Origin of the sequence: Sandaracinomonas limnophila (genome assembly GCF_004005965.1) — a bacterium.
Lineage (GTDB): Bacteria > Bacteroidota > Bacteroidia > Cytophagales > Spirosomataceae > Sandaracinomonas > Sandaracinomonas limnophila.
On sequence record NZ_SACY01000002.1, the window covers coordinates 39,928 to 53,146 of the forward strand.

Here is a 13,219-nt window from a genome sequence, read left to right on the forward strand (position 1 = left end):
TTGAAATGCTTAAACTACTTCGAATTTCTTACATACCGCCCAAAATTGTCCCATTTATTCAACATCAATTTGTAGAAAAAAAACCTACAACTTTCAAGGAGGCTTACCGCTTATTTTTTGACAATTTCATTGCAATTTCAGATGCAATAACTTTCGAATTAAACAAATTAGAAGATTTTGAAGCAATTGAAGTAGTAATTAATCATACGCAATTACAAGAATTTTGGTTAAAGGAAAATTCCCAAAAAACGAACTTGAATGCTTTGGAAATTCTCCATGAACAAGTCAATTTTTACCAGCCAGATGTGATTTTGGTAAATACCGGACTCATTCAAGAAACTGAAATTAGAGCTATGGCTCCCAGGGGATGTTTTATCATGGCCTGGGATGGTTTTGTCAAACCTTTACTGCAGCAAAATAAAAAGTACGACCTCATTTTAACTTGCCTAGATTCCATTCAACATAAATTTGAAAAAATAGGAACCAAGTCGGCCTTACTTCCTTTTGCATTTGACCCTCGAGTTTTAAATTTTGTAGATTCCACTAAAACAGAAACTTGTACTTTTAGTGGAAGTATTTCCGCCGTTCATCAATCGCGATTGAATTTCTTACATAAATTAACAAAATCTGGACTAGATTTCAACCTGTACCTTGGAAATTACGACACTGGATTAAATCCTTTTTCAAGAACCATTTTGCGCGAAATCATTCAGAACAAAAACAGTAGAAATTTGTTGAAAATTTTCCAATTACAGGCAAATAACAACAAGGGCGGTTGGGGATTAGAAATGTATAAAATTTTAGCAAGATCTGTTTCTACTCTCAATTTCCACGGAGATGAGGTGGAAAAAGCTTGCAATATCCGTTTATTTGAAGCAACAGGTTTTGGAACTTGTTTGGTAACCGATAACAAACCCGGCTTGGAAGATTTTTACAAAAAAGATGAGGAAGTTCTAACTTTCGACCATATTGATGACCTCATTGATAAATTAAAGTACTTGGAAAATAATCCACAAATTGCTCACCAAATTGGTGAGGCCGGTAAAGCCAAGGTTTTCAGTTCTCATTTATGGGAACATCGAGTGCAAGATTTAGTTTCAATCATTCATAAACATATTTAAAAGTGGGGATTGTAATCAGACAAAGCATCAAATACTCAATCTTAAGTGCCTTTGGCTCGTTGATTGGAGCATTAAGTGTGCTTTTCATTTACCCCTTAGATCTTTCACTGTATGGATACGCCAATGGAATCAATAGTTTAATTGTATTTTCGGCACCAATTTTAGGATTCAGCAGCAATGCCATTCTGACCAAGTATTTTCATTCCAAATCCCTAAATGCTGGCCAAACCCTTTCCCTATCATTTGTTTTCACTAGCCTATTTTCAATAAGTTTAAGCCTATTCGTTTTTTTTGCACAAAAACCAATTTTTCAAATTTTACAAAAATCAGGTTATAATACATTATTTTTGGAGGAGAATCTGTTTTACATCCTTATTGGGGGAATTGCCTTGGCCTTTATCTCACTTCTAACGAATCTTTCTGCAAATTTTCAACGAACAGTCGTACCAAATTTAATTCTAAATTTAGGTGTAAAATTAGTATTCCCCCTATTAATTCTTGGGGCCTATTTTGCTATACTTTCCAAAACTTCAGTTTCATGGATTCTCATTACCTATTATGTTTTAGCCTTATTATTTCTCTTTTTTTATACCTACAAAATAGGACAAAAAAGAGATTTTAGTTTTGAAAAATTCAAATTTAAGTCGATCCCCAAAAGCCTATTTACCTTTACCTTCATTTCCGGATTTACAGGAGTAGCCAATTTACTGGCAAGCAAATTAGATATTTTGGCCTTGGCCGGCTTTGGAAGTTTAGAAGACATAGGAAAATATTCCATTGTATTTTTCATTGCAAGTTTTATTGAAATTCCAATGGCTGGCATCTCAAGTATTTCGGCACCGATTATTGCCAAACACTTAGAAGAAAAAGAATATGCTGAATTGAACCAATTGCTTAAAAAAGTGTCAAACACATTATTCCTTTCTGGAACTTTTTTATTCGTAGTTTTGGGAAGTATTTTTCAAAACTTGGGAGATATTTCAGGACATTCCGAATTATTCAATAAAGGAATAAATGTATTTTTAATTTTAGGTTTAGCCAAATTAGTCGATATGGTAACAAGCCTCAACACACATGCGATTAGTTACTCAAAATTATACCATTACAATTTATATTTTGTTATTATCTCTGCGATCTTCAATGTATTTTTGACGTATTTTTTTACCACAAAATATGGTATCACAGGAACAGCTTTAAGTATTTTGATTTCTATTACACTATTTAATTTACTTAAATTCATTCTTCTAAAAATAAGTTTCGATCTAAATCCTTTTTCAAAAGTTACATTCAAAATATTACTCATACTAATCATTTTGTCTAGTTTAAATTATTGGATGCAGACTAATTTAAATGCATTTTTAGAACTCATTTTAAAAGGAAGTTTATCCGTGATTTTATTTTTAATTTTATTGAAAATTATCAAGCCTATTCCGGAAGTGGATGAAAAAATATTTTCCAAAAACGGATTACTTCGAAATATTTTTAAGAAAAATTATATTCGTAAAAATTTAGGATTTTAATTGACAAAATTTTGAAAAAATTATTCTCCAAAATACCCATCTTAAGAGAGCTTGTCCGACAATTTGAGATTTCTCAATTCAAAAAAAATTGGAGAAAAATGAACACTCATAATTATACGGTTCCGGGCGACAGACCCTTTCCAATCAACAATGTCAAAGTAGGAATTCATTCCTACGGGGAACTCAATGTACAAAGTTTATACGAGCAAGAAGGTGAATTTTTACAAATCGGAGATTTTGTTTCAATCGCTCCAGGTGCTTGGTTTATCTTGGGAAACAATCATCAAACAAATACCCTGACAAGCTACCCACTTTGGTCTAGATTTATCGCATACAATCCCATCGATTCTACCACAAAAGGCCCAATTATTATCGAAGATGAGGTTTGGATTGGCACCAATGCATTAATTTTAAGTGGTGTTAAAATCGGTAAAGGTGCCATTGTAGCCGCGGGTGCTGTGGTAACCAAAGATGTCCCCAATTATGCCATAGTGGGAGGCAATCCCGCAAAAATTATCAAATATCGCTTTTCAGAAGAGGTAATTTCTGAACTAAATAAGGTAAATTTGAAGGATTTTCCCCTTGATAAAATCAAAAACAATATCCAAGAAATTTATAAAGAAATTAAAACCCCAGAAGACTTAAAAACCCTATTAAATAGAATAATTGTTAATTGTTAATTGTTAATTGTTAATTGTTAATTGTTAATTGTTAATTGTTAAAAAACTATAACTCATAACCCATAACTCATAACTCATAACCCATAACCCATAACTCAAAAAAATGTCCAAAATAATTGCCTTTTACCTTCCCCAATTCCATCCCATACCAGAAAATAATGCTTGGTGGGGAGAGGGTTTCACGGAATGGACAAATGTGGGTAAGGCAAAACCACTTTTTAAAGGACATTACCAACCCCGCGTACCAGCCGATTTAGGATATTATGATTTACGTTTGCCTGAATCGAGAATTGCTCAGGCAAAAATGGCAAAAGAATATGGAGTAGATGGATTTTGTTATTGGCATTATTGGTTTGGCAATGGCAAACGATTAATCGAAAAACCATTTGAGGAGGTACTTCATTCAGGAGAACCTGATTTCCCTTTTTGTTTAGGATGGGCAAATCATAGTTGGGAAGACAAACAATTTAATGCAGAGGGAACTTCCAAGCTATTAATTGAACAAAAATATCCAGGTAAGGAAGATTACATTCTACATTTCAATTCCTTACTAAAAGCTTTTAAAGATCCTCGATATATTCAAATAGAAAACAAACCTGTCTTTTATATCCATTCACCTTATCGAATTCCCGACATTCAGGTTTTATTTCAAACTTGGCAGGAATTAGCAAAAGAAAATGGATTGAAAGGAATTCATTTTGTTGCCAATACCTATAATATGGAGGATATTGAGGTCTTTTTACAAATGGGGTTTGATGCAGTCAATACGGTTCGCATGTTTCATATTTTCAAAAAAGAAAATGACTTCCTTTCCGCATTGAAATCAAAAATTGGCAAATTACTTTTAAAAAAAGGACAAGTGGTTGATTACGCAAAGGCTGCCAAATTCTTTTCGGGCAAAGAGGACGAATCCGAACATGTTTATCCAAGTATATTCCCCAATTGGGACCATTCCCCGCGCTCAGGTAGAGGCGGACATATTTTGCACAATTCTACCCCTGCAAAATTTAAAAAACACGTTAAAGAAGTGCTAAGATTAACAAAAAAGAAAAATCCACCACATCAAGTTATTTTCCTTCGATCTTGGAACGAGTGGGCGGAAGGAAATTATATGGAACCCGATTTACGATTTGGCAAACAATATTTAGAAGCTTTAAAAGAAGCTAGAAGCGAAGAAAATTTTTAAAAATATGGGAGCAACTATTCAAATGGTGGACTTGAAAAGTCAATACAATCGCTTGAAAGGTCCAATTGATGAGGCCATTCAATCGACAATTGACAACACCCGCTTCATCAAGGGTCCCAATTTTACTAAATTTCAAGAGGAATTATCAGCTTATTTAAACAATGCGTACGTAATTGCTTGCGCCAATGGGACCGATGCCCTTCAAATCGCTTTCATGGCGCTGAACCTTGAAAAAGGTGATGAGGTAATCGTTCCAGCGTTCACTTACGCTGCAACGGCAGAAGTCATAGGCTTATTGGGTTTAACGCCTGTTATGGTAGATGTTGATCCACAAACCTTTAATTTAACAGTTGAAAATATACGACCAGCACTTACTTCCAAAACAAAAGCCATTGTACCGGTTCATTTATTTGGACAATGTGCAGAAATGGAAGGTATTTTAAAATTTGCCAAGGAACATAATCTGTATGTTATTGAAGATACCGCTCAGGCAATTGGCTCAACCTATACCTTTTCAGATGGCACAAAAGAATTTGCAGGCTGTATGGGAGATATAGGAACTACTTCCTTCTTTCCTTCCAAAAATTTAGGCTGTTTTGGAGATGGTGGCGCTATTTTCACTAGAAATACAGAATTAGCAGAGCGCTTACGCATGATTGCCAATCACGGACAAGCCAAACAATATTTTCATGAAATCATTGGGGTAAATTCACGCTTAGATGAACTTCAAGCTGCTATATTACGTGTAAAATTGCCTGAATTAGATGATTTCAACGAAAGAAGAAGAAATGTAGCGGATTTTTACGACCAAAGACTAAGTAAAATCCCAGAGATTAGCACACCTTTCAGAAACCCGAAATCCAGCCATGTTTTTCATCAATACACTATCCTAGTGAAGAGTGAGCGAGTGATTAGTGATCGAGTGGAAATTGGGGGGCGTAGAGATGAATTAAAAAACTATTTAGCAACAAAAGGAATTCCCAGCATGATTTATTATCCAATGCCCTTGGATGAGCAAAAAGCCTTCAGCAGCATTGGTCGAGTGGTTGGTAATTTGGAGAAAAGTAAACAACTTTGCAAGGAAGTCCTTTCTTTGCCCATTCATACAGAAATGGATGAAGAGCAATTAACTTACATAACTGAACAAATCATTGAATTCTTCAAACAACAATAATCCTTTTATTCACCCAACTGCAGTAGTTGACGATGGTGCGCAAATTGGCAATGGAAGCAAAATTTGGCACTTTTCTCATATCATGCCAGGTGCTGTGATTGGGGAACAATGTAATATAGGACAAAACGTAGTTGTATCGCCCAATGTAATATTGGGTAAAAACGTTAAGGTTCAAAACAACGTTTCCATTTATTCAGGAGTGATTTGTGAAGATGATGTATTTTTGGGACCTTCCATGGTTTTTACCAACATCTTAAATCCACGCTCTGCCGTCATTAGAAGAGATTCCTATATTAAAACCTTAGTTAAAAAAGGGGCAAGCATTGGCGCAAATGCGACAATTGTTTGTGGAAATGAAATAGGAGAATTTGCATTAATTGGTGCTGGGGCAGTAATTACAAAACCTGTTAAGCCGTTTGCATTGGTGATTGGGAATCCAGCCCGACAAACGGGTTGGGTGAGTGAATACGGACATAAATTACAATTTGACGAATCAGGACTTGCTATTTGTCCTGAATCTCAACAAGAATACAAATTAGATCAAAATACAGTAAAACGAGTTAAATGAAAAATTTTGCATTAATTGGTGCAGCGGGGTACATTGCACCTCGACACATGAAGGCCATCAAAGATACAGGCAATGATTTAGTTGCGGCCTTTGATCCCTATGATGGAGTTGGAATCATGGATAGCCACTTCCCAAATGCCGATTTTTTTACAGAATTCGAACGTTTTGATCGCCATGTTGATAAATTAAGAAGACAAGGAAATCCCATTGATTTCATTTCTATCTGCTCTCCCAATTATTTACATGATGCCCATATCCGCTTTGCATTAAAAAGTGGTTGTGATGTAATTTGTGAAAAACCCTTGGTGCTCAATCCATGGAATTTGGACGCAATTGCAGAAATTGAACAAGAAACAGGCAAACGCGTTTATTCTATTTTACAATTGCGCTTACACCCAAGTATCATTGCTTTAAAAGAAAAAATTAAAAACGGCCCGAAAGATAAGGTTTATGATATCAATCTAAACTACATCACTTCTCGCGGCAAATGGTATCATAGAAGCTGGAAAGGGGTTTTAGAAAAATCAGGAGGAATTGCAACCAATATTGGTGTACACTTTTTTGATATGTTGAGCTGGATTTTTGGAGAAGTTCAAGAAAACTTAGTGACTTCTATCAATTCCGAAACTGCAAAAGGGAATTTGAAATTAAAACAAGCCAATGTAAATTGGTCACTGAGCATAGACTACAACGAAATCCCCGAACAAGTCCGTTTGCAAGGAAAAAGAACTTACAGAACCCTGACAATTGAAGGGGAAGAAATAGAATTTTCAGATGGTTTTACAGAATTACATACCAAATCTTATGAAGAGATTTTGAAAGGAAATGGGTTTGGAGTGATGGAGAATAAAACTGCGATTGAGATAGTGAGCAAGATTAGAGGTAATAGGTAATAGGTAATTGGTAATAGGTAATTGGTAATTGGTAATTGGTAATTGGTAATTGATGAATCCCATGAAAATAGCAATGCTTTCTTTTCACCACAACAATGGGGGGGCTGCAATTGCTTGCGGGCGATTGGTGAAGGCATTGAGAGAAAATGGACATGAGGTACACTGGATCGTTCAGGAAGGAGGAATATCCAAAGAATATGATTCTTTAGGAAACACATTTTTTCAAAAAATTGGAAATTACATACGATTTGTAGCTGAGCGACTTTACTTCTTACCATTCGAAAAAAATAAATCTATCCGATTTCTTTTCAATCCAGGCATATTTGGACAAAACCTAAGCCATCATCCATCCATTCAATCAGCAGATATCATTCATTTGCATTTTACCAATTTTGGGTTTTTGTCCATTCAAAATATTCAACAACTGCTAGCCTTAGGCAAGCCTGTGTTTTGGACTTTACACGATATGTGGGCTTTCACCGGTGGTTGTCACCATTCGGGAACCTGCGAAAATTACCAGTCGCAATGTGGTTTTTGTGAAGAATTTATAAAAAAACCAGCCAAAAATGATTTATCAAATCAACTATGGCAGAAGAAATTAAAGGCTTTCAAAGCACCAAATTTACAGGTAATTACTTGCTCAAATTGGCTAAAACAAAGAGCACAAAAAAGTAGTATTCTCAAAAATCACAACATTTCTGCAATTCCAAACACTTTAGATTCTCATCAAATTTTTGTCCCGAATCCTAAAGAGAAAGCTAAAAAAGCACTAGATTTAAATACTGACCTCCCCTTGCTGTTGTTTGTAGCTGTCAGACCCAACGCAATCAAAAAAGGATTCAAACAATTTATAGAGGCAATAAAAATCCTAGAATCTCAAACAAATTTTCAAATCGGAATTGTTGGAAACGTAATAGATAAATCTGTTTTTGAGTCCATAAAAACAAAAATACATTTTTTTGGACACATTTCAGAGCTTGAAAAAATGGCAATGATTTATCAAGCGGCCGATACTTATATCACCACCTCTTTGGAGGAAAATCTACCGAATACCATCATGGAGGCCATGGCATGTGGAACTCCCTGCGTTGGATTTGAAATAGGCGGAATACCAGAAATGATAGACCATCAAAAAAATGGATATGTGGCCAAAGCTTTTGATACGGCCGACTTTGCCCATGGCATTCTTGAAACAATAAAAAATAAAGAATCATGGGGCAAATTAGCCAGAGTAAAAGTTGAAGAACAATATGCAGAAAAAATCATTGTCCAAAAACATTTGGAAGTCTATCAAAATGCGCTGAACAATGAAGTATAAATTGAGCATCATCACTATCACCTACCAGGCCAAAGACTATATCAATAGTACCTTGCAATCTGTGTTTGAACAAAAAGATTTACAAGCTGTTGAATATATTGTAGTCGATGGCGCTTCTACAGATGGCACTTGGGAAATTATCCAAAATCATTCGGACAAAATTCAACAAAAAATTTCTGAAAAAGATAAAGGAATTTATGATGCAATGAACAAAGGCTTGCAAATGGCAACTGGAGAATATGTGCTTTTTTTAAACGCTGGTGACACCTTTGCAAACGCTGAAACACTTTCTAAAATCTTAAAAGACTTAGAAGGCAAACCCGATGTATTATACGGCGAGGCTCAATTCATCAACCTAAAGCATGAAATTTTAGGACTCCGCTCGGACCTAACTCCCCAAAAATTACCCACTCAAGCTACTTGGAAAGACTTTAAATTTGGCATGGTAATTTGCCACCAATCCTTCATTGCAAAAAAAACCATTGCACCCTTATTTGATTTAAAATATCGCTTGAGTTCCGACGTTGATTGGGAAATTAATTGCTTGAAACGTTCAAATAAAATCCAAAAAACAGACTATCCGATTTCCAATTACCTCATGGGTGGAGCCTCCGTACAAAACCTAAAAGATTCTTGGAAGGAAAGATTCGAGGTATTAAAATCACATTTTGGCTTAATACCTACCATTTTCCATCACCTATTTATTATATTTAGAGGATTAATTTTTGCCTTTCAAAAAAAGGGCAAATATTGGTAATAAATATGAAGAATTATTTAGCCATCTTTTTTTTGATTGCATCAACATTTATAATTAATGCGCAGAAATTTCATTTGCGTTCCGGTGTAGGCATAAGCAGTTTAAATTGGTATGAAAACCAATCAACAGCTAATTTTTCTTTTCAATTAACTTACCAAAAACCCAACTCAAGCAAGCTTTTTTTTAGTGAAGTGAAAACCTTTGGTAACATTGCCAATTCAAAGGTTGATCCTGCTCATTATGAATTTATTCCATACCAAATGCAGGGACAAACTCAACCCATGGAATTGGACATCAATAAATTATCTGCAACCTATAGAGGAGGAAGTGCTGAAATTGGTGTATTATTTAACCAAACTAGAGGTAAATCCCAACCTTTTCTATCGCCAGAGGTAAGTTTTTTCAGTATTTCTTTGGCTAGAAAAATATCTACCGACATCACACAATATGTAGAGGAAGAAAAATATGCTTTACATGGATTATCTGCCGGATTAAATTTAATTCTGCCAGGAAAAGCAAAATGGATTTTTTCAACTAAGGCATTTTTACCAATCTTAACAAATTTTACACTGTACGGTAGATATATTGGGGTTCCTTATGAAACAAGCTCTCAAAAAAATGAAGTTAGTTGGAGAAACCAAGTAGAAGTTGATATTAAAAAATTCAATTTTGGAATTGACTATGATCTGTATAATTTGGGGGGTACAGAAAATTTAAAATCAAAAACTATTTTCAATAGTCAGAATAAAATGTTATCCGTCTATATAAATTATTTATTTTAAGTGTTGAAAGCCTATTATCTACCCTTATTATTTGCAATTTCCTTTTCCGCTTTTTCACAAAATACAAGTACTGAACTTCCCGATGTGGTAGTTCATAGTTTTGAGAAAAATAGAAAAAAATTAAGCAATCCTGATGCTATTTCTCATCTCGACTCCCTGCAATTGCGCATAAATTCTGGCACATCTTTTGTCAATGTTTTCAATGCTATCACCGGAGTGAAAATGGAAGAACGCTCGCCAGGAAGCTACCGACTAGCCATTCGTGGCAGTTCGCTTCGTGCACCTTTTGGCGTTCGCAACGTGAAAATTTATTGGAATAATATTTCCTTAACAGATGCTGGGAACAATACCTATTTCCAACTATTTGAACCCGATTTTTTCCATCAAGCCACTATTTCTAAAGGACCTTCTGGCGGACTTTACGGCGCTGGTACGGGTGGAACGATGCAATTGAACTCAATTATTAATAATTCACCCTTCGACAAGCTCAGGGACCGATTAACAATTAACAATTCATATAATTCTTTGGGGGGAAACAAGCATACATTCGACCTGAATTTTGGAAACAAATCAATCCAAAACCGGGTTTACGTTTCCTACAGAAATCAAAAAGGATACCGGGAACAATCGGATATGGAAAAGACTTTCCTTAGTTTCCAAGCACAAAAATCCTTTGGCGATGCGGGAAGAATTGAATTTTTAAGTTATTATGGCAATTTACGCTATCAAACACCTGGTGGACTAACGCTCACCCAATATTTGGCTAATCCCAAACAGGCTCGTCCTACGGTAGGTACTGCAAAAGGTGCCATCGACCAAAAAGCAACCTTTTACATACAAAGTTTTTTCTCAGCCTTATCCATAAAAAACCAAATAGATAATCATTGGGCATACGATGCTTCTCTAGGATACCAACAGAATGATATTCAGAACCCAAGTATCAGAAATTACGAAATTAGAAACGAGCCAAATATCAATTCAAGAGGGGTTCTCCATTTCAAAAACGATGCCAATAATTTCTCTTGGGATGCCGGTTACGAGTTTTTATCCGGAAAATTCAATAGCTCAACCTATGCCAATAATTTAGGAGAAAAAGGAGCTTTACAAGTGGAACAAAATGCGCAAATAGAACAATATACAGCATTTTTCCAAACCGACTACCAAACTAAAAACCATTGGAATTTTACTATTTCTGGTAGTTTAAATAAACTTTGGACCAATTTAAACAATCCAGAAACGGTATTTTCTCCCCGCATTTCAATTGGTAAAAAAATAGGACAAAATCAATATTTGTTGGGCAAAATAGCCCATGGATTTTCACCTCCTAGCATTGCAGAAATTAGACCGTCAAGCGCGGTTTTGAATCCCAACTTACAAGCAGAAAAAGGCTGGAATCACGAATTAACCTACCGAAATAATTTTACAAAAGGTAATTGGGAATTAACTGCCTATTGGTTTGAACTGCAAGAAAGTATTTCATTAAGACGTACCGCAGATGGTGCAGATTATTTTGAAAACGTTGGACAAACCCGACAAAAAGGAATTGAAAACACCTTCAATTACAAGCTAAATAAATTATTAACACTAACCGCTGCCACAACCTTGCAAGATTTTCACTTCATCAATTACAAAAGTGTAAACACTAACTACAGTGGCAATCAATTAACGGGCACCGCACCTTTTGTTCAATCTTTTGTTGGAGTTGTTCAAGTTCATCCAAACTTCAACATCATCCCTCAATTCATTTATACCGATGCCTTGTATCTAAATGACGCAAATACAGACCTCCTTCCAGCTTCAAGATATTGGAATTTAAAATTTAACTATTCCAAGAAAATTAGGAATTTCGGGACAAAAATTTGGATAAATCTTGACAATGTCTTGAACGAAAACTACAGCTCGGGTCCCGATTTAAACGCTGTCGGAGGACGTTATTACAATGTATCTATGGGAAGAAATTTCAGCCTTGGACTTCAATTAGAATGGTAATGAACAAAAAGGAACGTTTTGCAGAACTTGTAAATCATTTTTCAACCCATTTCCCTGAGGCAGAAACAGAACTCCATTATTCCAATCCATTTGAATTATTGGTTGCAGTGGTTTTATCTGCCCAATGTACCGACAAGCGGATCAACCAAGTTACACCAAAATTATTTGAGCGTTTTCCGAATCCACAAGCCTTGGCCGACAGCTCAGTGGATGAAATCTTTTCATACATCCGTTCCGTCTCCTATCCTAATAACAAGGCAAAGCACTTGTTGGGTTTAGGGCAAAAATTAGTAGATCAATTTGAGGGAGAAGTACCATCTACCATTGAAGATTTGCAAACCCTACCGGGTGTTGGGCGAAAAACGGCTAATGTGATAGTTTCGGTAATCTACAACCAACCCGCCATGGCGGTCGACACACACGTTTTCAGGGTTTCGCACCGACTGGGACTAGTTCCTAAAACGGCCAAAACGCCTCTTTTAGTAGAAAAAGCATTGGTCAAACATTTACCAGAAGAGATCATTCCGAAAGCACATCATTGGCTTATTTTACACGGAAGGTACGTTTGTTTGGCAAGAAGTCCGAAATGTGAATCTTGCAAAATCACAACTTTTTGTCAATATTTTGAGAAAACAAAAGGCAAGAAATGAGTACCCTTGAAATCATAGGAGTTATTTTATCGATCTTGGGCGTAGTTTTTACAGCCCAAAAAAAGATGATTGCATGGTACATCAACATCTTGGCTTCCTTGGTGTATGGATATATATTTTATGAAGCGAATTTGTATGCGGATGCAGAGTTGCAAGTTTTTTTTATAGGCTCCGCCATTTATGGCATTTTTCAATGGTCTAAAAATCAAAAAAATTGGCAGGCAACCAATTCACAATTTAAGTCTTTAGCCATTGGATTTATTTTAACTCTTAGTACAGGAAGTCTATTGGGATATTTTCATCAACAATTCACCCAAAACGTATCCTTCCCTTATTTTGATGGAATTTTAACGGCAGCATCCATTTGGGCAACTTACCTAGCTGCACATCAAAAACGAGAAAATTGGATTATTTGGATGGTAATTGATGCCCTTTATGTCCTTATGTATATCTATAAAGACCTTTACCTAACAGCAGGCCTATACGGATTATTTGTGGTATTGGCGTGGAGAGGACTTTTTAAGTGGAAAGTGGAAAGTTGAAAGTGAAAAATTATGCAATCCCATTTCAACTTTCAACTT

General features: G+C 35.6%; 12 protein-coding genes and 1 pseudogene. All 13 read left to right on the forward strand.

The window, feature by feature from the left end; all coding sequences use genetic code 11:
* Window positions 1-5: 5 nt before the first annotated feature.
* The 13 genes and pseudogenes from EOJ36_RS03700 to pnuC all read left to right on the forward strand — a co-directional run bounded on the left by EOJ36_RS03700 (window position 6) and on the right by pnuC (window position 13,180).
* The gene (locus EOJ36_RS03700) at window positions 6-1,121 is read left to right on the forward strand and encodes a CgeB family protein (protein ID WP_127802689.1); all 1,116 of its coding nucleotides are present in this window, start codon (window positions 6-8) and stop codon (window positions 1,119-1,121) included.
* Window positions 1,122-1,123: 2 nt separating this feature from the next.
* Window positions 1,124-2,641 carry a lipopolysaccharide biosynthesis protein gene (locus tag EOJ36_RS03705; protein ID WP_127802690.1) on the forward strand — a complete coding sequence of 506 codons (1,518 nt, stop codon included), beginning with the start codon at window positions 1,124-1,126 and terminating at the stop codon, window positions 2,639-2,641.
* Window positions 2,642-3,009: 368 nt separating this feature from the next.
* A pseudogene (locus EOJ36_RS12115) lies at window positions 3,010-3,181 on the forward strand (DapH/DapD/GlmU-related protein); the annotation flags it as partial.
* 243 nt (window positions 3,182-3,424) lie between these two features.
* On the forward strand, window positions 3,425-4,507 hold the full coding sequence (locus tag EOJ36_RS03715; RefSeq protein ID WP_127802692.1) for a glycosyltransferase WbsX family protein: 1,083 nt from the start codon (window positions 3,425-3,427) through the stop codon (window positions 4,505-4,507).
* A gap of 4 nt (window positions 4,508-4,511) precedes the next feature.
* Entirely contained in the window at window positions 4,512-5,681 is a 1,170-nt protein-coding gene (locus tag EOJ36_RS03720) for a DegT/DnrJ/EryC1/StrS family aminotransferase (RefSeq protein WP_238944395.1), read from the forward strand.
* The gene (locus EOJ36_RS03725) at window positions 5,659-6,249 is read left to right on the forward strand and encodes an acyltransferase (RefSeq protein ID WP_238944396.1); all 591 of its coding nucleotides are present in this window, start codon (window positions 5,659-5,661) and stop codon (window positions 6,247-6,249) included. Before EOJ36_RS03720 ends, EOJ36_RS03725 begins: the two co-directional genes overlap by 23 nt.
* Window positions 6,246-7,142: a Gfo/Idh/MocA family oxidoreductase gene (locus tag EOJ36_RS03730; RefSeq protein WP_127802693.1), complete on the forward strand. Its 897-nt coding sequence runs from the start codon at window positions 6,246-6,248 to the stop codon at window positions 7,140-7,142. The genes EOJ36_RS03725 and EOJ36_RS03730 overlap by 4 nt, the downstream gene beginning before the upstream one ends.
* Window positions 7,143-7,203: 61 nt before the next feature.
* On the forward strand, window positions 7,204-8,460 hold the full coding sequence (locus EOJ36_RS03735; protein WP_238944397.1) for a glycosyltransferase: 1,257 nt from the start codon (window positions 7,204-7,206) through the stop codon (window positions 8,458-8,460).
* A complete protein-coding gene (locus tag EOJ36_RS03740) occupies window positions 8,450-9,217 on the forward strand; it encodes a glycosyltransferase family 2 protein (protein WP_127802695.1) in 768 nt (255 codons plus the stop codon). The genes EOJ36_RS03735 and EOJ36_RS03740 overlap by 11 nt, the downstream gene beginning before the upstream one ends.
* Window positions 9,218-9,222: 5 nt before the next feature.
* On the forward strand, window positions 9,223-9,999 hold the full coding sequence (locus EOJ36_RS03745; protein ID WP_127802696.1) for a hypothetical protein: 777 nt from the start codon (window positions 9,223-9,225) through the stop codon (window positions 9,997-9,999).
* A 3-nt stretch (window positions 10,000-10,002) separates the two neighbouring features.
* Window positions 10,003-11,988, forward strand: coding sequence for a TonB-dependent receptor (locus EOJ36_RS03750; protein ID WP_164847833.1), 1,986 nt, complete (start codon window positions 10,003-10,005; stop codon window positions 11,986-11,988).
* Window positions 11,988-12,638 (forward strand): endonuclease III, encoded by a 651-nt coding sequence (nth, locus tag EOJ36_RS03755; RefSeq protein ID WP_127802698.1) that lies wholly within the window; start codon window positions 11,988-11,990, stop codon window positions 12,636-12,638. Before EOJ36_RS03750 ends, nth begins: the two co-directional genes overlap by 1 nt.
* Entirely contained in the window at window positions 12,635-13,180 is a 546-nt protein-coding gene (gene pnuC / locus EOJ36_RS03760; protein ID WP_127802699.1) for a nicotinamide riboside transporter PnuC, read from the forward strand. Before nth ends, pnuC begins: the two co-directional genes overlap by 4 nt.
* Window positions 13,181-13,219: the final 39 nt, after the last annotated feature.

Coding starts and splice junctions, on each gene's coding strand:
- EOJ36_RS03700 (WP_127802689.1), top strand. CDS start 6: ATGCTTAAACTACTTCGAATTTCTTACATACCGCCCAAAATTGTCCCA.
- EOJ36_RS03715 (WP_127802692.1), top strand. CDS start 3,425: ATGTCCAAAATAATTGCCTTTTACCTTCCCCAATTCCATCCCATACCA.
- EOJ36_RS03720 (WP_238944395.1), top strand. CDS start 4,512: ATGGGAGCAACTATTCAAATGGTGGACTTGAAAAGTCAATACAATCGC.
- EOJ36_RS03730 (WP_127802693.1), top strand. CDS start 6,246: ATGAAAAATTTTGCATTAATTGGTGCAGCGGGGTACATTGCACCTCGA.
- EOJ36_RS03735 (WP_238944397.1), top strand. CDS start 7,204: ATGAAAATAGCAATGCTTTCTTTTCACCACAACAATGGGGGGGCTGCA.
- EOJ36_RS03740 (WP_127802695.1), top strand. CDS start 8,450: ATGAAGTATAAATTGAGCATCATCACTATCACCTACCAGGCCAAAGAC.
- EOJ36_RS03745 (WP_127802696.1), top strand. CDS start 9,223: ATGAAGAATTATTTAGCCATCTTTTTTTTGATTGCATCAACATTTATA.
- nth (WP_127802698.1), top strand. CDS start 11,988: ATGAACAAAAAGGAACGTTTTGCAGAACTTGTAAATCATTTTTCAACC.
- pnuC (WP_127802699.1), top strand. CDS start 12,635: ATGAGTACCCTTGAAATCATAGGAGTTATTTTATCGATCTTGGGCGTA.